Here is a 17,979-nt window from a genome sequence, read left to right as displayed (position 1 = left end):
ATGTACGGCTCAAACCAGGATCAGAGCTTGATCTTGGCTTCGTGAGCCTGCTGGTCGGCGTGGTAGGACGAACGCACCAACGGGCCCGATGCGACGTTCTTGAAGCCCATCTTGTAGCCTTCCTCGGCAAACCAGGCAAAGGTGTCTGGGTGCACGAAACGCTGCACTGGCAGGTGGCTGCGCGACGGTTGCAGGTACTGGCCGAGGGTGAGCATGTCGATGTCATGCTCACGCATGCGGTGCATCACTTCGATCACTTCTTCGTCCGTCTCGCCCAGGCCGAGCATCAGCCCCGACTTGGTCGGTACGTGCGGCACCATCTGCTTGAACTTCTGCAGCAGGTCCAGCGACCAGTCGTAGTCCGAACCAGGGCGTGCGGCCTTGTACAGGCGCGGAACGGTTTCAAGGTTGTGGTTGAACACATCCGGCGGCTCTTGCGCGGTGATCTCCAGCGCCACATCCATCCGGCCACGGTAATCCGGCACCAGGGTTTCCAGCTGTACGCCCGGCGACAGCGCGCGGATCTCGCGGATGCAGTCGGCAAAATGCTGAGCACCACCGTCACGCAGGTCATCGCGGTCCACCGAGGTGATCACGACGTACTTCAGGCGCAGGTCGGCGATGGCGACAGCCAGGTTTTTTGGCTCATCGAGGTCCAGCGGTTTCGGCCGGCCGTGGCCGACATCGCAGAACGGGCAGCGTCGGGTGCAGATGTCGCCCATGATCATGAAGGTGGCAGTACCACCGGAGAAGCACTCACCCAGGTTCGGGCAGGAGGCCTCTTCGCAGACGCTGTGCAGCTTGTGCTTGCGCAGCAGTTGCTTGATGCGGTCTACCTCGGGGGAAACCGGGATGCGCACGCGGATCCAGTCGGGTTTCTTCGGCAGCTCATCGGTAGGGATGATCTTCACCGGGATGCGCGCCACCTTGTCGGCACCACGCAGCTTGACCCCAGCTTCCACCTTCTTCGGCGCGGGGCGCGGGGTGGCATCCTGGGTGGGTATCAGGTTCGGCACGGCTTCTTGCACAGTTGTCATATTCAGTCGATTCCGCCCGTCAGGGTCGTCTGCTCAGCATAGTCGAGGTGCTTGACCAGCTGTCCGCGCAGCCTTGTCCTGACCTCGTCGAGTTCGATCGGGCCTGCCAGGTCACGCAGCTGGGTCATGGCCAGCCCCGCATACCCGCAGGGGTTGATTCGGCGGAATGGCGCAAGGTCCATGTCCACGTTCAGAGCAAGGCCGTGAAAAGAACGGCCATTGCGGATTCGCAGGCCGAGGGAGGCGATTTTCGCTCCGTCGACATAGACACCCGGCGCATCGGGCTTTGCCGCCGCGTTGACACCGTAACTGGCAAGCAGCTCGATCAGCGTCTGCTCTATACGGCTGACCAGTTCGCGTACACCAAAGCCCAGGCGGCGCACATCGAGCAGCAGGTAGGCCACCAGTTGCCCGGGGCCGTGGTAGGTCACCTGGCCCCCTCGATCGGTCTGCACCACCGGAATATCGCCCGGTACCAGCAGGTGCTCGGCCTTGCCGGCCTGGCCCTGGGTGAACACCGCGGGGTGCTCTACCAGCCAGACTTCGTCCTGGCTCTCTGGGCTACGCTGCTCGGTGAAGCGACGCATGGCTTGCAGCACCGGTTCATAGGGCTGCAGGCCAAGCTCGCGAAAACCGAGGCGAAGGGACATCAGAGCACCATTTTCACGATGCCGGTCGCACGCAGGGCGCTGTTTATATCGTGCAGCTGATTTTCGCTCTCGGCAACGATATGCAACTGGACCGTGGTGTACTTGCCTTCCTTGCTCTGGCGCTCGGCCAGCGTGGCAAGGTCGACTTTGGCATGCTTGCTCAGTACCTCGATCACCATGTCCTTGAAGCCGACAACGGTGTCGCCGATGACCTTGATCGGGTAATCGGCGCAGGGGAATTCGATCTTGTGCGACTTGACGTCAGGTTCGCTCATGGCGGAAACGGCCTCGTAAGCCGTGGCAACAACAACGCCCCCGCAGGATTGCGGGGGCGTGCAGGTCACGTATCAGTTGAACAACCCGTAGAAGAATAGACGGATGCTATCCCACATACGACGGATGAAACCACCTTCCTCGACGCCATCGAGGGCGATCAGGTCGGCGCTGTGAACCACGTTCTCGTCCAGTTTGACTTCCACTTTACCGATCACGTCACCTTTGGCGATCGGTGCGGTGAGCTGTGGGTTCATGGTCATCGAAGCCTGCAGGCGCTTCATCTGGCCTTTAGGCATGGTCAGGGTCAGGTCGTCGGCCAGGCCGGCTTTGACGATGCTGGTGGCGCCTTTCCAGACCGGGGCCTGGGTCAGTTCGGTGCCTTTCTGATAGAAGGTCTGGGTTTCGAAGAAGCGGAAGCCGTAAGTCAGCAGCTTCTGGGTTTCGGCAGCACGGGACTGCTCGCTGTTGGTGCCGAACACCACCGCAATCAGGCGCTGACCGTCGCGTACGGCCGAAGCCACCATGCAGTAGCCGGCTTCTTCGGTGTGGCCAGTCTTCAGGCCATCGACCGTCTTGTCACGCCACAGCAGCAGGTTGCGGTTTGGCTGCTTGATGTTGTTCCAGAAGAACTCTTTCTGCGAGTAGATCGCGTAGTGGGCCGGGTCGACGTTGATGATCGCGCGCGCCAGGATGGCCATGTCGTGGGCCGAGGAGTAGTGGTCCGGGTGCGGCAGGCCGGTCGGGTTCATGAAGTGGCTGTTGGACATGCCCAGCTCGGCGCCGGTCTTGTTCATCATGTCGGCGAAGGCATCTTCGCTGCCAGCGATGTGCTCGGCCAAGGCGACCGATGCGTCGTTGCCGGACTGGATGATGATGCCATGCAGCAGGTCACTGACGGTGACCTGGCTACCGACCTTGATGAACATGCGCGAACCACCGGTGCGCCAGGCGTTCTCGCTGACGGTGACCGGGTCGTTCTCGCCGATCTGACCACGGCGGATGTCCAGGGTGGCGATGTAGGCGGTCATCAGCTTGGTCAGGCTGGCCGGCGGCAGGCGCTCGTCGCCGTTGTTTTCGACCAGCACATTGCCGCTGGACGCGTCCATGAGTACGTAGGACTTGGCTGCCAGTTGCGGTGGTGCCGGCATCATCTGCTCTACCGCAAAAGCAGCAGGCGTGATCATCAGCAGTACGGGCAGGCAAAGTCGTTTGGCAAGGTTGGTGATGTTCATCCGTCTCTCGAAAATCGCTAATGGTCTGAGATGTTCCCTGGGCCACATCGTGTGCCCAGCGCCAGTCAGTCTAGTTTTTGCGGCTCAGGGCCGAGCCCACGACGTGCGGCTTTATGTCGCTGCGGGCAAAAGCCGACATTGTACATGGCCGCGCGCGGCAATTCATGACAAAACAGACAGCTAGAGCTGCAAGCTGCAAGCTGCAAGCTCCAAGCTGTAAGCTCCAAGCTGTAAGCTGTAAGCCAGGGCGACGCGCACCGGGCTTCTTCTTGCAGCTTGCAGCTTAAAGCTTGCAGCTCGAAGCTTGCAGCTCGCACCCGCGGTCAGTCTGTGACCAGCTTGGCCTGGCCAAGGTTCGCCAGGCGAATGCTGTCCTGCGCCTGTTGGATTTCGCCCTGGCTGCTGATCGGCCCGAGGCGTACGCGGTGCAGGGTCTGCTGGTTACGCACGATGGAGCTGATGAACACCGGCGCGCTGACCATGGTGCTCAGCTTCGAGCGCAACAGCTCGGCGGCGTCCGGGTTGGCGAAAGCGCCCACCTGCAAGAAGCTGCCACCGTTGCCTGCCGGCACATTGTTGCCACCCACCTGCACAGGCACTACCGGCGCCGCGTGTTGCTGCGCCGGCGGCGACCATTGCTCGACACGCCCGGTGCTGGCGGCAATCGCCTGAGTCGGGGCTGCCTGAGGCTCTTTGAGCATCAAGGGCGGCTGCTGGCCACGCTCGGCCCACCATTTCTGCGGGTCGATGCCTTCGACCCGCACGTGCGCGGTACCGTTCTCGGCATAGCCGAGCTTCTTGGCAGCGGCATAGGACAGGTCGATGATGCGGTCGGAGTAGAACGGGCCACGGTCATTGACCCGCAAGATCACGCTGCGCCCGTTGGCAAGGTTGGTCACCCGCACGTAGGCCGGCAGCGGCAGGGTCTTGTGGGCTGCGCTCATGCCATAAAGGTCATAAAGCTCACCGTTGGCGGTGTTCTGCCCGTGGAACTTGGTGCCGTACCACGAGGCAGTACCTTCGGCGCGGTAGTTGCGGAAGTCCTGCATGGGGTAGTAGGTCTTGCCCAGCACCGTGTAAGGGTTAGCCTTGTAGTTGCCGGTGTGCACGGTCGGCGTCGCGTCCGGGATCTTGTTCACATCCACGTCCCACCACGGCGCACCGTCCTTGTGAGCACGGTTGATATCCAGGCCGGGCTGCGCACGAACCACATTGCCGCTTTTCTGTGGGGTCGGCCGGCTGGAGGAGCAACTGACCAGCAGCATGCCGACGGCCATGCAGGCCAGCAACTTGAAGGTATTGGCAGATTTCATTGCGCGCATTACTTGACGCCCCGTGCTTGGACCAGCTGTTCCGAAAGCTGATGCACCGCCATGGCATACATCACGCTGCGGTTGTAGCGAGTGATCGCGTAGAAATTCTTCAGGCCCATCCAGTATTCAGGGCCGTTTGCGCCTTCCAGCCGGAAGGCGGTCACTGGCAGATCACCGCGCAACGCATCATGACTCGACCAGCCAAGCGCCTGCAACTGTGCGACGGTCTTCACCGGCTCGATGCCCGTGGTCAGGCCTTCGTCCGCGCGCGCGCCACTGACCTGGGCCCGGCTGACCACGCCCTGCCCGGCCACCCAGCCGTGCTCTTTGAAATAGCTGGCGACACTGCCGATGGCATCGTCGGGGTTGTTCCAGATATTGATGTGGCCATCGCCATCGAAGTCCACCGCGTAGTTGCGAAAGCTGCTCGGCATGAACTGCGGCAGGCCCATGGCACCGGCGTATGAGCCTTTGAGTGTCAGCGGGTCGAGCTGCTCTTCGCGCGCCAGCAGCAGGTATTCACGCAGCTCCTTGCGGAAGAACTCGGCGCGCGGCGGGTAATCGAAGCCCAGGGTCGACAAGGCATCGATCACACGGTAGTTACCAGTGTTGCGGCCAAAAAAGGTTTCCACGCCGATGATCGCGACAATGTACTGCGCCGGTACGCCGTACACCTGCTCCGCCCGGGCCAGCACCGCTTCATGCTGGCGCCAGAAGTCCACACCGCGGGCGATGCGCGCGTCGGTGATGAACATCGGCCGGTAATCCTTCCACGGTTTTACCCGCTCGGCCGGCCGCGATATGGCGTCGAGGATCGATTGCTTGCGCTGCACCTCGCGGAACACGCCCATCAACTGCTCGCTGGCAAAGCCGTAGTCGCGGCTCATCTGGCCGACGAATTCGGCCACCTCAGGCGAGCCGTCGTAATCGCCGGCATGGGCCTGCTGGACAGCGGCGAACAGGCCCACCGCGCCGACCCACGGCGCAAAACGGGCAGCCCAGTTACGCACTGCTTGCATCAAATTCTTCACCTTTTTCAAACCTGTGCGATCCATTTACGGTGCGTATGGATCGACATCAAAACGCCAAACGCTGACAGCAGCGTCACCAACGAAGTTCCGCCATAGCTGATAAAGGGCAGCGGCACGCCCACCACGGGCAAGAGGCCGCTGACCATACCGATATTGACGAACACATAGACAAAGAAGGTCATGGTCAGGCTGCCTGCCAGCAGCTTGCCGAACAGAGTCTGCGCCTGAGCGGTGATCATCAGCCCACGCCCGATCAGCAAGAGGTAAACGATCAGCAGCAGGCAGATGCCGACCAACCCGAATTCTTCGCCGAGCACGGCGATGATGAAGTCGGTATGGCTCTCTGGAAGGAAGTCCAGGTGCGACTGGGTGCCCAGTAGCCACCCCTTGCCGAACACACCACCTGAGCCGATGGCGGCCTTGGACTGGATGATGTTCCAGCCGGTGCCCAGCGGGTCGCTTTCAGGGTCGAGGAACGTCAGCACGCGCTGTTTCTGGTAGTCGTGCATGACGAAGAACCACATGGCCACCGCCACAGGCACGGTCGCCGCCAGCACGCTCAGGATCCAGCGCCAGCGCAGGCCGCCCATGAACAACACGAAGGCGCCGGAGGCAAGGATCAGCAACGCCGTACCCAAGTCCGGCTGGCGGACGATGAGAATGAACGGTACGCCAATCAGCACCAGGCTGATGGCCACGTGTTTCAGATGAGGCGGCAAGGTGCGTTTGGACAGGTACCAGGCGATGGTCGCGGGCATGATGATCTTCATGAACTCCGAGGGCTGGAAGCGGATTACCCCGGGTATGTTGATCCAGCGTGTGGCCCCCATGGCGTTATGGCCCATGACGTCCACCACGACCAACAGCAGCACGCCTGTGAGATAGGCAAGAGGCACCCAGCGCGCCATGAAGCGTGGTTCAAGCTGGGCGATGACGAACATCGACACCAGCCCGATACCGAATGAAGTGGCCTGCTTGAGCAGCAAGTCCCAGTTCTTGCCGCTGGCAGAATAGAGCACGAACAGGCTGCCGGCGGCGAGGGCCAACAGGATGACCAGCAAGGGGCCGTCGATGTGGATGCGCTGCAGGAAGCTGGCGCGTCGACGCATCACGTCCTCGCTGGAGAGCATGCGATCGAAATTGTTCTTCACGGGGCCGTTTCCTGGGCGACAGTGGCAGGAGCGAACTCGGACTTGAGCCGGCCGTTCTCGTCGAGCAGCCAGGCGTCCATGATCTGCCGCACCACGGGTGCGGCGACACCGGAGCCGGACTCGCCGTTCTCGACCATCACCGACACCACGATCTTAGGATCGTCGGCCGGGGCGAAGGCGACGAACAACGCGTGGTCGCGGTGGCGCTCCTGAATTTTGTTGCGGTCGTATTTCTCGCCCTGCCTGATCGCGACCACCTGCGCGGTACCGCTCTTGCCGGCAATGCGGTACTGGGCACCGGCCGCAGCCTTGCGCGCGGTACCGCGGGCGTTGTGCATCACCTGCTCCATGCCGTGGGTGACCTTGGCCCAGTCGGACTTGTCACGCAGGATGATGTTTTCCATCGGGTTCGGGTCCACGGGCGGCTGACCTTCGATGGTCTTGGCCAGGTGCGGACGGTTCCAGACGCCCTTGTTGGCGATCAGCGCGGTGGCCTGGGCCAGTTGCAGCGGTGTTGCCTGCATATAGCCCTGGCCGATGCCCAGAATCAGGGTTTCACCGGGGAACCAGGCTTGGCGGCGGGTGGCGCGTTTCCATTCACGCGACGGCATCAGCCCGGCCGACTCCTCGAACATGTCCAGGGCAACCTTCTGCCCGATGCCGAACTTGTTCATGTAGGTAGACAGCCGATCGATGCCCATCTTGTGGGCAAGATCGTAGAAATAGGTGTCATTGGAGCGCATGATTGCGGTATCCAGGTCGACCCAGCCATCACCACTGCGGTTCCAGTTACGGTACTTGTGATCGTAGTTGGGCAGTTGGTAGTAGCCCGGGTCGAACACCCGACTGCCGGCATTGACCACACCGCTGTCCAGGCCGGCAATGGCAACCGCCGGCTTGATGGTCGAGCCGGGCGGGTACAAGCCGCGCAGCACGCGGTTGAACAGCGGCCGGTCGATCGAGTCGCGCAACTCGGCGTAGGCCTTGAAACTGATGCCGGTGACGAACAGGTTGGGGTCGAAGCTCGGCTGACTGACCATTGCCAACACTTCGCCGCTACGCGGGTCGAGCGCTACCACCGCACCACGGCGCCCACCCAAGGCGGCTTCGGCAGCTTCCTGCAACTTGATGTCCAGGCTCAGCACGATGTCCTTGCCAGGTTTTGGGTCGGTACGCTTGAGCACCCGCAGCACGCGCCCGCGGGCGTTGGTCTCGACTTCCTCGTAACCGACCTGGCCATGCAGCTCGTCTTCGTAAAAGCGCTCGATGCCGGTCTTGCCGATATGGTGGGTGCCGCTGTAGTTCACCGGGTCGAGGCTTTTAAGCTCTTTCTCGTTGATCCGCCCGACATACCCTACCGAATGGGCGAAATGCGCGCCTTGCGGATAATGCCGCACCAACTGGGCGACCACTTCGACGCCAGGCAAGCGGAACTGGTTGACCGCCACGCGGGCAATCTGCTCTTCGTTCAGCTCGAACAGGATCGGCACGGGCTCGAAGGGGCGTCGCCCCTGCCTCATGCGCTTCTCGAACAGCGCACGATCGTCGGCCGTCAGCTCCAGCACTTCGACGATCGTATCCAGCACTTGCTGCCAATTGCCGGCCCGTTCGCGGGTCATCGACAAGCTGAAGCTGGGCCTGTTGTCGGCGATGATCACCCCATTGCGATCGAAAATCAGCCCGCGGGTCGGCGGGATCGGTTGCACGTGCACCCGGTTGTTTTCCGACAGCGTCGAGTGGTAGTCGTACTGGATGATCTGCAGGTAGTACAGGCGTGCGATCAACACGCAGACAAGCAGCATGACCGCGACGGCGCCGACCACGACGCGGTTACGCACCAGGCGGGCGTCTTTCTCGTGGTCCTTGAGGCGGATCGGCTGCGACATCGGACTGCTTAATGGCTCATTTGTGGTAAGGGTGCCCGGACAACACGGTCCAGGCGCGGTAGATCTGCTCGCCGATGAGTATCCTTACCAACGGGTGCGGCAAGGTCAGCGGCGACAGCGACCAGCGTTGCTCGGCGCGCGCACAAACCTCAGGCGCCAGCCCTTCCGGGCCGCCCACCATCAAATTCACCGTACGCGAGTCCAGCCGCCAGCGGTCCAGCTCGGTAGCCAGTTGCTCGGTACTCCAGGGCTTGCCGTGAACCTCGAGGGTGACGATGCGCTCCCCCGGCTGCACCTTGCTCAGCATGGCCTCACCCTCCTGACGAATCAGGCGGGCGACGTCGGCATTCTTGCCTCGGGTATTGAGCGGAATTTCCACCAGCTCCAGCGACAGCTCCTGGGGCAGGCGCTTGGCATATTCATGCCAGCCTTCCTCGACCCACTTGGGCATGCGCGAGCCGACCGCGATCAGGCGCAGACGCACGACGCTTCCTTATTCCCGGTCTTTGAGCTTGTCGGTGAAGTAGTCGCTGGCGTTTTCCGGGCTGTGGTGCTTGGCATCGGCGGCACGGCTCTGCTCGGCACCCAGCCACAGGCGCTCCAGGTCGTAGAACTGGCGGGCAGCGGCGGTCATCATATGCACGATGACGTCGTTCAGGTCCAGCAGTACCCAGTCGCTGTCGCCCTTGCCTTCTTCGCCCAGCGGCTGTGCACCTTCTTTCTTGACCGCTTCACGGACCTTTTCCAGCATCGCGTTGATCTGGCGATTGGAGGTACCCGTGGCAATGATCATGTAGTCGGTCAGGCTGTGCTTGTCGCGAACGTCGATGACCTGGATATCCTGGGCCTTGACGTCTTCCAGCGCGCTGATGGTCAGTTTGACCAGGTCTTCGCCGTTGATTTTCTGCTTGCTCATATAAAACTCGTTCAACTCGTTGGATGAGGCGCCCACAGGGCACCGTCAGTTAGGCGCACGATACAGTTCATGCGCCTCGATGTAGGCCAGTACGGCGTCCGGCACCAGGAACCTCACCGACCTGCCGCTGGCCAGCAGCTGTCGGATCTGTGTAGCCGACACCGCAAGCGGTGTCTGCCAGACGAACGAAATACTACCCGCCGGGCCGGACATGGCGGTGGGATCGCTCTCCGAGCGCGCGGCCAACAGGTTGCGCAGCTCGTCAGGGGGTTCAACGTCGGCATCCGGGCGTTGCAGCACCAGGATGTGACAGTGTTGCAGCAGCTCTTCCCAGCGGTGCCAGCCAGGCAAGCCGCAGAAGGCATCCCAGCCCAGCACCAGAAACAGCTGGTCATCCGCGCCCAGTTCGGCGCGGACCGACTCCAGCGTATCGATGGTGTAGGACGGTTTATCGCGCTCAAGCTCACGGGCATCGACGCTCAGGCGCTCGACACCTTGCACGGCCTCACGCACCATCGCCAAGCGGTCTTCGGCGGCCACTTGCGGGGTGTCGCGGTGCGGCGGCCGCGCATTGGGCAACAGGCGCAGCTCTTCCAGCCCCATGAACTCGGCCACCTCGAGCGCGCTGCGCAGGTGGCCGATGTGCACGGGGTCGAAAGTACCGCCAAGAATGCCGATGCGCCGGACTGCCTGGGCCTTGCTCAACTCAGCAGGACTCCTGGCCGCGCAGCTGGCCATCGCCGATCACTACGTACTTCTCGCACGTCAGGCCTTCCAGGCCGACCGGCCCGCGGGCATGCAGCTTGTCGGTGGAAATGCCGATTTCCGCGCCCAAACCGTACTCGAAGCCGTCGGCAAAGCAGGTCGGGGTGTTGAGCATCACCGAAGCCGAGTCCACCTCGGCCATGAACTGGCGGGCCTGGCCCTGGTGTTCGGTAATGATCGAATCTGTGTGGTGCGAGCCATAGTGGTTGATGTGCTCGATCGCCTGCTCCAGCCCGTCGACCACCCGAATCGACAACACGGCGTCGAGGTACTCGGTGTGCCAGTCGTCTTCGCTGGCCGGCTTGGCCGCGATCAGCTCACAGGTACGCGCGCAGCCGCGCAGTTCGACGCCTTTTTCCTGGAAGCGGCGGGCCATTTCCGGCAAGAAGCCTTGAGCCACACGCTGGTCGACCAGCAGGGTTTCCATCGCACCGCAAATACCGTAACGGTACGTCTTGGCGTTGAAAGCGACACGCCAGCCCTTGTCCAGGTCGGCATGCTCGGCGACGTAGACGTGGCAGATACCGTCCAGGTGCTTGATCACGGGCACGCGGGCATCGCGGCTGATGCGTTCAATCAGGCCGCGGCCACCCCGGGGCACGATGACATCGACGAACTCAGGCATGCTGATCAGCGCGCCAACCGCCTCACGGTCGGTGGTCTCGACCACCTGCACCACGGCGGCCGGCAGGCCGGCCTCTGCCAGGCCACGCTGAATGCAGGTGGCGATGGCGCGGTTGGAGTGAATGGCCTCGGAGCCGCCGCGCAGGATGGTGGCGTTGCCGGACTTCAGGCACAGGCTGGCGGCGTCGATGGTCACATTGGGGCGCGACTCATAGATGATTCCGATCACCCCCAGTGGCACGCGCATCTTGCCGACCTGGATACCCGACGGGCGATAGCTCATGTCGCGGATGGCGCCGACCGGGTCCGGCAGGTTGGCCACCTGGCGCAGGCCGGTGATCATGCCGTCGATACGCGCAGAGGTCAGGGCCAGGCGGTCGAGCAGGGCAGGCTCCAGGCCATTGGCACGGCCGGCGGCCAGGTCCTGTTCGTTGGCTGCGGCAAGCTCGGCACGCGCGGCGTCCAGTGCATCGGCAGCAGCCTGCAGGGCGCGGTTTTTCTGCGCAGTGCTGGCGCGGGCGATCACCCGGGAGGCCTGGCGAGCGGCGCGACCCAAACGGGTCATGTAGTCAAGAACGGACTCAGTCATGGGTTCGGTGTCTTGGCGAAGGGGAAATCGGCTGATTATAACTGCCGCGCAGGTATACGCCCAGCGGCGGGTGGCGGATGGTAGAAAATGGCAGACAAGAATCTGTAGGAAAGATGTAACCGCTCTTATCGAACTGTCTTGGTTCAGCCTCGATTAAGCCAATCATTGCTATCATCCGCGCCTACACCACCACGAATCGCCAGCATGCCAGACACGCCTCCCTGCCCTGCCCGCGCCTTGCCCGACAGCTTCTTCGACCGGGACGCCCAGGTCTTGGCCAAAGCCCTGCTCGGCAAAGTCATCCGCCATCGGCACGGCGACCTGTGGCTGGCCGCTCGGATCATTGAAACCGAGGCCTATTACCTGACCGACAAGGGCAGCCATGCCTCGCTTGGCTACACAGAGAAACGCCGGGCGCTGTTTCTAGATGGCGGGCATATCTACATGTATTACGCCCGCGGAGGCGACTCGCTCAATTTCAGCGCACACGGCCCGGGCAATGCAGTGCTCATCAAGTCGGCCTACCCCTGGGTGGACGCCCTTTCCGATGCCAACAGCCTGGCGCAAATGCAGTTGAACAACCCCGACGCCAGCGGCAAGCTGCGCCCAGCCGAACGCCTGTGTGCCGGCCAGACACTGCTCTGCCGGGCGTTGGGCCTGAAGGTGCCGCAGTGGGATGGCCAGCGCTTCGACCCTGAACGCCTGTACGTGGAGGATTGTGCGATCGCCGTACCCAAAGTGGTCCAGGCCGCGCGCCTGGGTATCCCCCATGGCCGCGATGAGCACCTGCCGTACCGTTTCATCGACGCCGAATACGCCCGCTTCTGCACCCGGAACCCGCTGCGCCGGGGCCAAGTCGAAGGGCAAGACTATTTCATTCTCGAACAAGGAAGCTGAACCATGGGCCAATGGCTCGACAGCCTGACCGGCTGGCTCAGCGCTAACCCGCAGTGGCTTGGCGTGGCAATTTTCCTGGTGGCCTGCATCGAATGCCTGGCCATCGCGGGCATCATCGTGCCGGGTACGGTACTGCTGTTCGCCGTCGCGGTATTGGCCGGCAGCGGGACTTTCAGCCTGGGCGAAACATTGCTGCTGGGGTTCCTCGGTGGCCTGCTCGGTGACGCCCTGTCGTACACGATCGGCAAGTACTTCCACCAGAACATCCGCCGCCTACCCCTGTTACGCCACCACCCGGAATGGATCGGCAGCGCTGAAACGTACTTCCAGCGCTACGGCATCGCCAGCTTGCTGGTTGGCCGTTTCATCGGCCCGCTGCGGCCGATGCTGCCGATGGTCGCGGGCATGTTCGACATGCCGTTGCCGCGTTTCATCGCGGTCAGCGTGCTGGCCGGTGCCGGCTGGTCGGTCGCCTACCTGTTGCCGGGCTGGGCTACCGGGGCGGCCATGCGCCTGCCATTGCCGGAAGGGTTCTGGCTGGATGCAGGCATCATCGCTGGCTCGTTGGCAGTGCTGATCGGACTGAGCCTGAACAGCAGCGTGCGCGACCAGCGCCACGGGACGCGGCTGATCGCCGGCTTGAGCTTTGTGGCGTTGGCCGGTGTGTTTCTGGGGTGGCCGTATTTTCACGAGTTCGACCAGGGCGTGATGACCCTGGTGCAGGAGCATCGCAGCCAAGCGGTGGACGGCACCATGGTGCTGGTGACCCGCTTGGGCGATTTCCGCACCCAGTTTTTCCTGGGCGGGCTGCTCACCGGCCTGCTGCTGCTCGCCCGGCAGTGGCGGCACGCACTGTTCGCCGGCGGCGCCTTGATGGGTACGGCCATTGCCAATGGCTCGCTGAAATGGCTGTTCGCCCGGGCGCGACCGGAAATACTGACTGACCCCTTGACCAGTTACAGCATGCCCAGCGGGCACAGCTCGGCGTCGTTTGCGTTCTTTCTGGTAATAGCCGTGCTGGCCGGGCGGGGCCAGCCGCCACGCTTGCGCCTGACCTGGATCATGCTGGGGTGCATTCCGGCACTGGCGATTGCCCTGTCGCGCGTGTACCTGGGAGCGCATTGGCCGACCGACATTCTGGCCGGGGCCTTGCTGGCCTGCTGCGTCTGCGCGCTCAGCCTGACGCTGGTGCAACATCGCCAGCCGCTCAATGCATTGCCACAGCGGGTGTGGTGGCTGGTACTACCGGCGTGTATCGCGCTGTTGGCCTTTTTTGCCCTGTACGCGCTGCCGCTGGCCCTGGAGCGTTATCAATACTGAGGTTGGCTGGGCGGCCCCATCGCCGGCAAGCCGGCTCCCACCGGGATCGCGCCAGCTCTTGGAAGTTGAGCAAGCCAGTCGCTGCCACAGGTAAAGCGCAGGCCCGAAGAGCTGCGCGGTCGTGGTGGGAGCCGGCTTGCCGGCGATAGGGCCATGAAAGCAACCCGCCTCGATCAGGCAAACAACTCACCCTGAATCCGCTCCAGCAGCCTCTGGATTTCCGCCAGCCGCTCCGACGGCGAGTCGATCGCCAGCAAGTCCAGCTTGTCCTCCTCCATGAACGGCAGCAGATAAGCCAGCTGGTTGGCCAGTGCCTGGCGCCCCGCGACATCACGAGGCATGTCCAGTGCCTCGACCATCGGGTGCTCACCCAACGCCACCAGCAGGGCCAGCAGGTCATCGTCCTGATCGGTCAGCGGGCTGTCCGCCTGCTCCGCCAGCCAACTCACCTCACCCAGCAGCAACTGGTCTTTCTGCACTTCGGTCTGGCTCAGTTCGAAGCGCCGCACACCTTCGACCCGAATACCCAGCAGACCATTGTCCTGCTGAACAAAATCACGGATCAGCGCCTCGCACCCGATCGATGCCACCACAGGTGGCGCCTTACCGACCTGCTCGCCTTCGACGATGCACACCACACCAAAGCCTGTGCCCTGCTTCATGCAGCGGCCAATCATGTCCAGGTAGCGGGCTTCGAATATCTGCAAATCCAGCAGGCAACCGGGAAACAACACAGTATTGAGGGGAAACAGCGGTAGCGTCATCACAACTCCTCAAGCCACCAGGCTGACCGCCAACGGCAGGAACACCGCCGTGGCCACCCCCATCAGGCTCATCGCCAGTGCGGCAAAAGCGCCACACTCGTCACTTTCCTGCAAGGCCACCGAGGTACCCACCGCATGCGCGGTCACCCCCAGGGACATGCCGCGCGCCTCGGGGCTATGCACGCCAAAACGGCTCAACAACGCCGGGCCGAAGATGGCCCCGATCACCCCGGTGATCAACACGAACACCGCCGCCAGCGCCGCCACACCACCCATTTGCTCGGCCACGAGCATGGCAATCGGTGAGGTCACCGATTTCGGCGCCATGGTCATCAGGGTCATATGTTCAGCGCCGAACCACCAGCCCAGCAACAGGCAGCAGAGCGTAGCGAACAGGCCTCCGATTACCAGCGTAGTAAATGTCGGCCAGAACAGCTGACGGATACGCCGCAGGTTCAGGTAGAGCGGCACGGCCAACGCCACCGTGGCCGGCCCCAGCAGGATGTTCATGATCTCGGTGCTCTTGCGGTACTCGCGGTAGTCGATACCACAGACCAGCAATACACCGATCACCAAGATCATCGACACGAGTACCGGCTGCAGGAAAATCCAGCGTGTTTTCTCGTAGGCGGCCAGCACGAGCTGGTAGGCCCCCAGCGTGATACCAATGCCAAACAGCGGATGGTGGACAACCGCATCGAGCGCGCCCTGCCAGTCGAGGATCATGGCTGCTCCCCGCGCTTGCCCTGGCGATGCATGAGTTTCTGCATCAGTACACCAACAAACACTATGGTGGCCAGGCAGGAGATCAGAAGAGCGCCGGCGATCGCCCAGAAGTCTGCAGCGATAGCCTTGGCATACACCATCACACCGACGGCTGGCGGTACCAACAGTAGCGGCAGGTAGCGCAACAGGCTGCTCGCTGCCTCGTTCAAGGGCTTGCCGACCTCACCGCGGGCCATGAGGAACAACAACAAGAGCAACAGACCAATGATCGGCCCGGGCAGTATCGGCACCAACAGATGATTGAGCGCCGTACCCAGCAGCTGGAACAGCACCAGCCAGGTCAAACCACGCAGCAGCATAAGGATCTCCTTTGGGCATGCCGGCCATTATAAGCACGCGCAAGCCTATGGGCAGGCATTCGCCACGATGCTGGCAACTTGACTGTCATTGCGCACCGTGCTGATCTTGCACTCTCGTACCAAATGACAACCTGGAGAGTCGCGATGCCCTATGTACCGGTTACCGAGCTTTCGCAGTACGTTGGAAAGGAACTGGGACGTTCCGACTGGCTGAAGATCGACCAGCAACGCATCAACCTGTTCGCCGAAGCCACGGGCGATTTTCAATTCATCCATGTCGACCCTGACAAAGCGGCCAAGACACCGTTTGGCTGCACCATTGCCCACGGTTTCCTGACCTTGTCGCTGATTCCGAAGCTGATGGAAGACATCCTGGTGCTGCCTGAAGGCCTGAAGATGGTGGTCAACTACGGGCTCGACAGCGTGCGGTTCATTCAGCCGGTGAAAGTCGACAGCAAGGTGCGCCTGAAGGTGGACCTGGGTGAGGTGATCGAGAAGAAACCTGGGCAGTGGTTGCTCAAGGCTACCGCGACACTGGAGATCGAAGGTGAGGACAAGCCGGCCTATATCGCCGAGCCGCTTTCGCTCTGCTTCGTCTGATCGTTTTCGGGGCCGCCACGCGGCCCCTGCCATGGCTGTCTCATCCGCCCCATTGTGCGGCATACTCGGCATAACTTTTGCCCGGATTCGGCCATGCGTGCTCTGTTACCTCTCACCCTTACCCTGATGCTCGCTGCCTGTGGCGATGGCGAATCGCTGTTGCCACCGGACGCGCGCCTGCCCGACGGCGGTCGCTACAGGGGCCAGGTAGTCGACGGCCTGCTGCAAGGCGAAGGGCGCATCGACTACCCCAACGGCAGCTGGTACGCCGGCGGGTTCAAGGATGGCCAGTGGCAGGGTCAGGGCGAGTGGCATGGCAGCAATGGCGAAATCTATCGTGGCCAGTTCGCTGCCGGCCTGTTCCAGGGCATGGGCGATCTGACCACCCCCGGCAGCCATTATGCCGGCACCTTCAGCCACGGCCGACGTGACGGCGAAGGCACGCTCAAGCAGGCCGACCAGACCTACCGCGGCCAATTCAAGGACGATCAGTACCATGGCGCGGGCGAACTCGAACTCGCCGATGGCAGCCGTTACCAGGGCGAGTTCGCCAGAGGCAAGCCCAACGGTGCCGGCGTACGCAGCGATGCCAGCGGCAATCAGTTCAGCGGCCGCTTCGTCGACGGTCTGTTGCAGGGCAGCGGCACCTACGAAAGCGTCGATGGCGAGCAATATATCGGCGAGTTCAAGGACAATCGCCTGGAAGGTCGTGGCCGCTATGAAAACGCCGAAGGCGATGTGTGGATTGGCGAGTTCAAGGACGGTTCGCTGCTTGGCGAAGGGGAAATGCTCGGCAGCGATGGCAGCCACTACAAGGGCAGCTTCGTCGACTGGCGCCTGGCCGGCCAGGGCAGCCTGCAACTGCCCGATGGCAGCCACTATGTCGGCGGCTTCGAAAACGATGCCTACCAGGGCCGGGGCAAACTGACCCTGGCCAGTGGCAAGGTGCAAAGCGGTTACTGGGTCAATGGTGTGCGGGTTCGCGACCACAACGGCAAATTGCTTCCCGACCCGCTGGAACTGGCGCTGCTCAATCAGGGCAAGCTGCTGGAGCAGGCGCTGGCCCGCGTACCGCGCTCCACGCCGCCGATTGAGCTGTATAGCCTGGTGGTCGCGGGTGACGGCCAACAGAGTGTGTTTCTGCGCGAGGCCGACTACGTCAGCAATCTGTTGAAGGTGCGGTTCGGCGCCCATGGCCAGATCACCCTGGTCAACCACCGCGACCAGATGTCCTCAAGGCCCATGGCAACCCGCGAGAACCTTACCCGCGCCGCCCGCACACTGGCCGAGCGCACCGGCCCGCAGGACCTGGTGTTCATCTACCTGACCAGCCATGGCAGCCAGGACCACCAGTTGGTCTTCGACCAGCCACGCCTGCAGCTGGCCGACCTGTCCGCCGACGAACTGGCCGGCGCCCTGGCGCCGCTCAAGGAACGCGACAAGGTAATCGTCATCTCCGCCTGCTATTCCGGGGGCTACATCGCCCCGCTCAAAGATGAGCGGACAATCATCATGACGGCCGCTCGGGCCGACAGGGTGTCATTCGGCTGCTCGGAAGAGGCTGATTTCACCTATTTCGGCGAGGCTCTGTTCGCCCAGGCGCTGAACCAGACCGACGACCTCGAACAAGCGTTTGAACTGGCGCGCAGCAGTGTTGCCGAACGGGAGAAGCGGGAAGGTTTCGAAGCCTCCGAGCCACAGATCTGGGCACCGCCAACCGTACTGGCACATTGGCAACGCCTGCGCCAGCAGCAAGCTGAAAAAGCCTTACGCAATGCCGCACAAGCGACTTCGCAGGGGCAGGAAAAAAGGCCCACCCCGCACTAGACTTGTGTGTAACACA

19 protein-coding genes are annotated in these 17,979 nt (G+C 62.6%); 4 read left to right on the top strand and 15 right to left on the bottom strand.

Annotation, left to right across the window (positions count from 1 at the left end; all coding sequences use genetic code 11):
* Window positions 1-20: 20 nt before the first annotated feature.
* From lipA to OSW16_RS03190, 12 genes are all read right to left on the bottom strand, one after another.
* Window positions 21-1,037: a lipoyl synthase gene (lipA, locus tag OSW16_RS03245; RefSeq protein WP_027592615.1), complete on the bottom strand. Its 1,017-nt coding sequence runs from the start codon at window positions 1,035-1,037 to the stop codon at window positions 21-23.
* Between the two features lie 2 nt (window positions 1,038-1,039).
* Complete coding sequence (lipB, locus tag OSW16_RS03240) at window positions 1,040-1,687, bottom strand: lipoyl(octanoyl) transferase LipB (RefSeq protein ID WP_267820719.1); 648 nt, start codon at window positions 1,685-1,687, stop codon at window positions 1,040-1,042.
* A complete protein-coding gene (locus OSW16_RS03235) occupies window positions 1,687-1,962 on the bottom strand; it encodes a DUF493 domain-containing protein (RefSeq protein WP_012312556.1) in 276 nt (91 codons plus the stop codon). The genes lipB and OSW16_RS03235 overlap by 1 nt, the downstream gene beginning before the upstream one ends.
* Before the next feature lie 72 nt (window positions 1,963-2,034).
* Entirely contained in the window at window positions 2,035-3,195 is a 1,161-nt protein-coding gene (locus tag OSW16_RS03230; protein ID WP_267820717.1) for a D-alanyl-D-alanine carboxypeptidase family protein, read from the bottom strand.
* Between the two features lie 323 nt (window positions 3,196-3,518).
* The gene (locus OSW16_RS03225; RefSeq protein ID WP_267820715.1) at window positions 3,519-4,517 is read right to left on the bottom strand and encodes a septal ring lytic transglycosylase RlpA family protein; all 999 of its coding nucleotides are present in this window, start codon (window positions 4,515-4,517) and stop codon (window positions 3,519-3,521) included.
* Entirely contained in the window at window positions 4,517-5,527 is a 1,011-nt protein-coding gene (mltB, locus tag OSW16_RS03220; protein ID WP_267820713.1) for a lytic murein transglycosylase B, read from the bottom strand. The genes OSW16_RS03225 and mltB overlap by 1 nt, the downstream gene beginning before the upstream one ends.
* Window positions 5,528-5,544: 17 nt before the next feature.
* Window positions 5,545-6,648 (bottom strand): rod shape-determining protein RodA, encoded by a 1,104-nt coding sequence (rodA, locus tag OSW16_RS03215; protein ID WP_267823865.1) that lies wholly within the window; start codon window positions 6,646-6,648, stop codon window positions 5,545-5,547.
* A 38-nt stretch (window positions 6,649-6,686) separates the two neighbouring features.
* Window positions 6,687-8,576: a penicillin-binding protein 2 gene (gene mrdA, locus OSW16_RS03210; protein WP_267820711.1), complete on the bottom strand. Its 1,890-nt coding sequence runs from the start codon at window positions 8,574-8,576 to the stop codon at window positions 6,687-6,689.
* Between the two features lie 16 nt (window positions 8,577-8,592).
* Complete coding sequence (rlmH, locus tag OSW16_RS03205) at window positions 8,593-9,060, bottom strand: 23S rRNA (pseudouridine(1915)-N(3))-methyltransferase RlmH (RefSeq protein ID WP_008090421.1); 468 nt, start codon at window positions 9,058-9,060, stop codon at window positions 8,593-8,595.
* A 9-nt stretch (window positions 9,061-9,069) separates the two neighbouring features.
* Complete coding sequence (gene rsfS, locus OSW16_RS03200) at window positions 9,070-9,492, bottom strand: ribosome silencing factor (protein ID WP_267820707.1); 423 nt, start codon at window positions 9,490-9,492, stop codon at window positions 9,070-9,072.
* 45 nt (window positions 9,493-9,537) lie between these two features.
* Window positions 9,538-10,230: a nicotinate-nucleotide adenylyltransferase gene (gene nadD, locus OSW16_RS03195; RefSeq protein WP_241803951.1), complete on the bottom strand. Its 693-nt coding sequence runs from the start codon at window positions 10,228-10,230 to the stop codon at window positions 9,538-9,540.
* A complete protein-coding gene (locus OSW16_RS03190; protein ID WP_267820703.1) occupies window positions 10,199-11,470 on the bottom strand; it encodes a glutamate-5-semialdehyde dehydrogenase in 1,272 nt (423 codons plus the stop codon). Before OSW16_RS03190 ends, nadD begins: the two co-directional genes overlap by 32 nt.
* Before the next feature lie 204 nt (window positions 11,471-11,674).
* Between OSW16_RS03190 and OSW16_RS03185 the strand changes: the two genes are divergently transcribed.
* Window positions 11,675-12,367 (top strand): DNA-3-methyladenine glycosylase, encoded by a 693-nt coding sequence (locus OSW16_RS03185; protein ID WP_267820701.1) that lies wholly within the window; start codon window positions 11,675-11,677, stop codon window positions 12,365-12,367.
* Window positions 12,368-12,370: 3 nt separating this feature from the next.
* The gene (locus tag OSW16_RS03180) at window positions 12,371-13,687 is read left to right on the top strand and encodes a bifunctional DedA family/phosphatase PAP2 family protein (RefSeq protein WP_267820699.1); all 1,317 of its coding nucleotides are present in this window, start codon (window positions 12,371-12,373) and stop codon (window positions 13,685-13,687) included.
* 173 nt (window positions 13,688-13,860) lie between these two features.
* On the opposite strand, the gene OSW16_RS03175 is transcribed toward OSW16_RS03180, so the two are convergent.
* From OSW16_RS03175 to OSW16_RS03165, 3 genes are read right to left on the bottom strand one after another with little or no spacing between them, the layout of a single operon-like run.
* A complete protein-coding gene (locus OSW16_RS03175; protein WP_267820697.1) occupies window positions 13,861-14,451 on the bottom strand; it encodes an LON peptidase substrate-binding domain-containing protein in 591 nt (196 codons plus the stop codon).
* Between the two features lie 9 nt (window positions 14,452-14,460).
* Window positions 14,461-15,177 carry an LrgB family protein gene (locus OSW16_RS03170; RefSeq protein ID WP_267820695.1) on the bottom strand — a complete coding sequence of 239 codons (717 nt, stop codon included), beginning with the start codon at window positions 15,175-15,177 and terminating at the stop codon, window positions 14,461-14,463.
* Window positions 15,174-15,536: a CidA/LrgA family protein gene (locus tag OSW16_RS03165; protein ID WP_267820693.1), complete on the bottom strand. Its 363-nt coding sequence runs from the start codon at window positions 15,534-15,536 to the stop codon at window positions 15,174-15,176. The genes OSW16_RS03170 and OSW16_RS03165 overlap by 4 nt, the downstream gene beginning before the upstream one ends.
* A gap of 144 nt (window positions 15,537-15,680) precedes the next feature.
* On the opposite strand from OSW16_RS03165, the gene OSW16_RS03160 reads away from it, so the two are divergent.
* Both OSW16_RS03160 and OSW16_RS03155 read left to right on the top strand, forming a co-directional pair.
* The gene (locus OSW16_RS03160; protein ID WP_241803958.1) at window positions 15,681-16,136 is read left to right on the top strand and encodes a MaoC family dehydratase; all 456 of its coding nucleotides are present in this window, start codon (window positions 15,681-15,683) and stop codon (window positions 16,134-16,136) included.
* A gap of 93 nt (window positions 16,137-16,229) precedes the next feature.
* Window positions 16,230-17,963, top strand: coding sequence for a C13 family peptidase (locus OSW16_RS03155; RefSeq protein WP_267820691.1), 1,734 nt, complete (start codon window positions 16,230-16,232; stop codon window positions 17,961-17,963).
* Window positions 17,964-17,979 lie beyond the last annotated feature (16 nt).

It is taken from the genome of Pseudomonas putida, from assembly GCF_026625125.1.
GTDB lineage: Bacteria > Pseudomonadota > Gammaproteobacteria > Pseudomonadales > Pseudomonadaceae > Aquipseudomonas > Aquipseudomonas putida_X.
The sequence above is the reverse complement of the archived record's forward strand: the minus strand, read 5'-3'. Positions and strand labels throughout refer to the sequence as shown.

Coding starts and splice junctions, on each gene's coding strand:
- rsfS (WP_267820707.1), bottom strand. CDS start 9,492: ATGAGCAAGCAGAAAATCAACGGCGAAGACCTGGTCAAACTGACCATC.
- OSW16_RS03155 (WP_267820691.1), top strand. CDS start 16,230: ATGCGTGCTCTGTTACCTCTCACCCTTACCCTGATGCTCGCTGCCTGT.
- OSW16_RS03170 (WP_267820695.1), bottom strand. CDS start 15,177: ATGATCCTCGACTGGCAGGGCGCGCTCGATGCGGTTGTCCACCATCCG.
- mltB (WP_267820713.1), bottom strand. CDS start 5,527: ATGCAAGCAGTGCGTAACTGGGCTGCCCGTTTTGCGCCGTGGGTCGGC.
- lipB (WP_267820719.1), bottom strand. CDS start 1,687: ATGTCCCTTCGCCTCGGTTTTCGCGAGCTTGGCCTGCAGCCCTATGAA.
- OSW16_RS03225 (WP_267820715.1), bottom strand. CDS start 4,517: ATGCGCGCAATGAAATCTGCCAATACCTTCAAGTTGCTGGCCTGCATG.
- nadD (WP_241803951.1), bottom strand. CDS start 10,230: ATGGCCAGCTGCGCGGCCAGGAGTCCTGCTGAGTTGAGCAAGGCCCAG.
- OSW16_RS03185 (WP_267820701.1), top strand. CDS start 11,675: ATGCCAGACACGCCTCCCTGCCCTGCCCGCGCCTTGCCCGACAGCTTC.
- OSW16_RS03230 (WP_267820717.1), bottom strand. CDS start 3,195: ATGAACATCACCAACCTTGCCAAACGACTTTGCCTGCCCGTACTGCTG.
- OSW16_RS03175 (WP_267820697.1), bottom strand. CDS start 14,451: ATGACGCTACCGCTGTTTCCCCTCAATACTGTGTTGTTTCCCGGTTGC.
- mrdA (WP_267820711.1), bottom strand. CDS start 8,576: ATGTCGCAGCCGATCCGCCTCAAGGACCACGAGAAAGACGCCCGCCTG.
- OSW16_RS03235 (WP_012312556.1), bottom strand. CDS start 1,962: ATGAGCGAACCTGACGTCAAGTCGCACAAGATCGAATTCCCCTGCGCC.
- lipA (WP_027592615.1), bottom strand. CDS start 1,037: ATGACAACTGTGCAAGAAGCCGTGCCGAACCTGATACCCACCCAGGAT.
- OSW16_RS03190 (WP_267820703.1), bottom strand. CDS start 11,470: ATGACTGAGTCCGTTCTTGACTACATGACCCGTTTGGGTCGCGCCGCT.
- OSW16_RS03165 (WP_267820693.1), bottom strand. CDS start 15,536: ATGCTGCTGCGTGGTTTGACCTGGCTGGTGCTGTTCCAGCTGCTGGGT.
- OSW16_RS03160 (WP_241803958.1), top strand. CDS start 15,681: ATGCCCTATGTACCGGTTACCGAGCTTTCGCAGTACGTTGGAAAGGAA.
- OSW16_RS03180 (WP_267820699.1), top strand. CDS start 12,371: ATGGGCCAATGGCTCGACAGCCTGACCGGCTGGCTCAGCGCTAACCCG.
- rodA (WP_267823865.1), bottom strand. CDS start 6,648: ATGCGTCGACGCGCCAGCTTCCTGCAGCGCATCCACATCGACGGCCCC.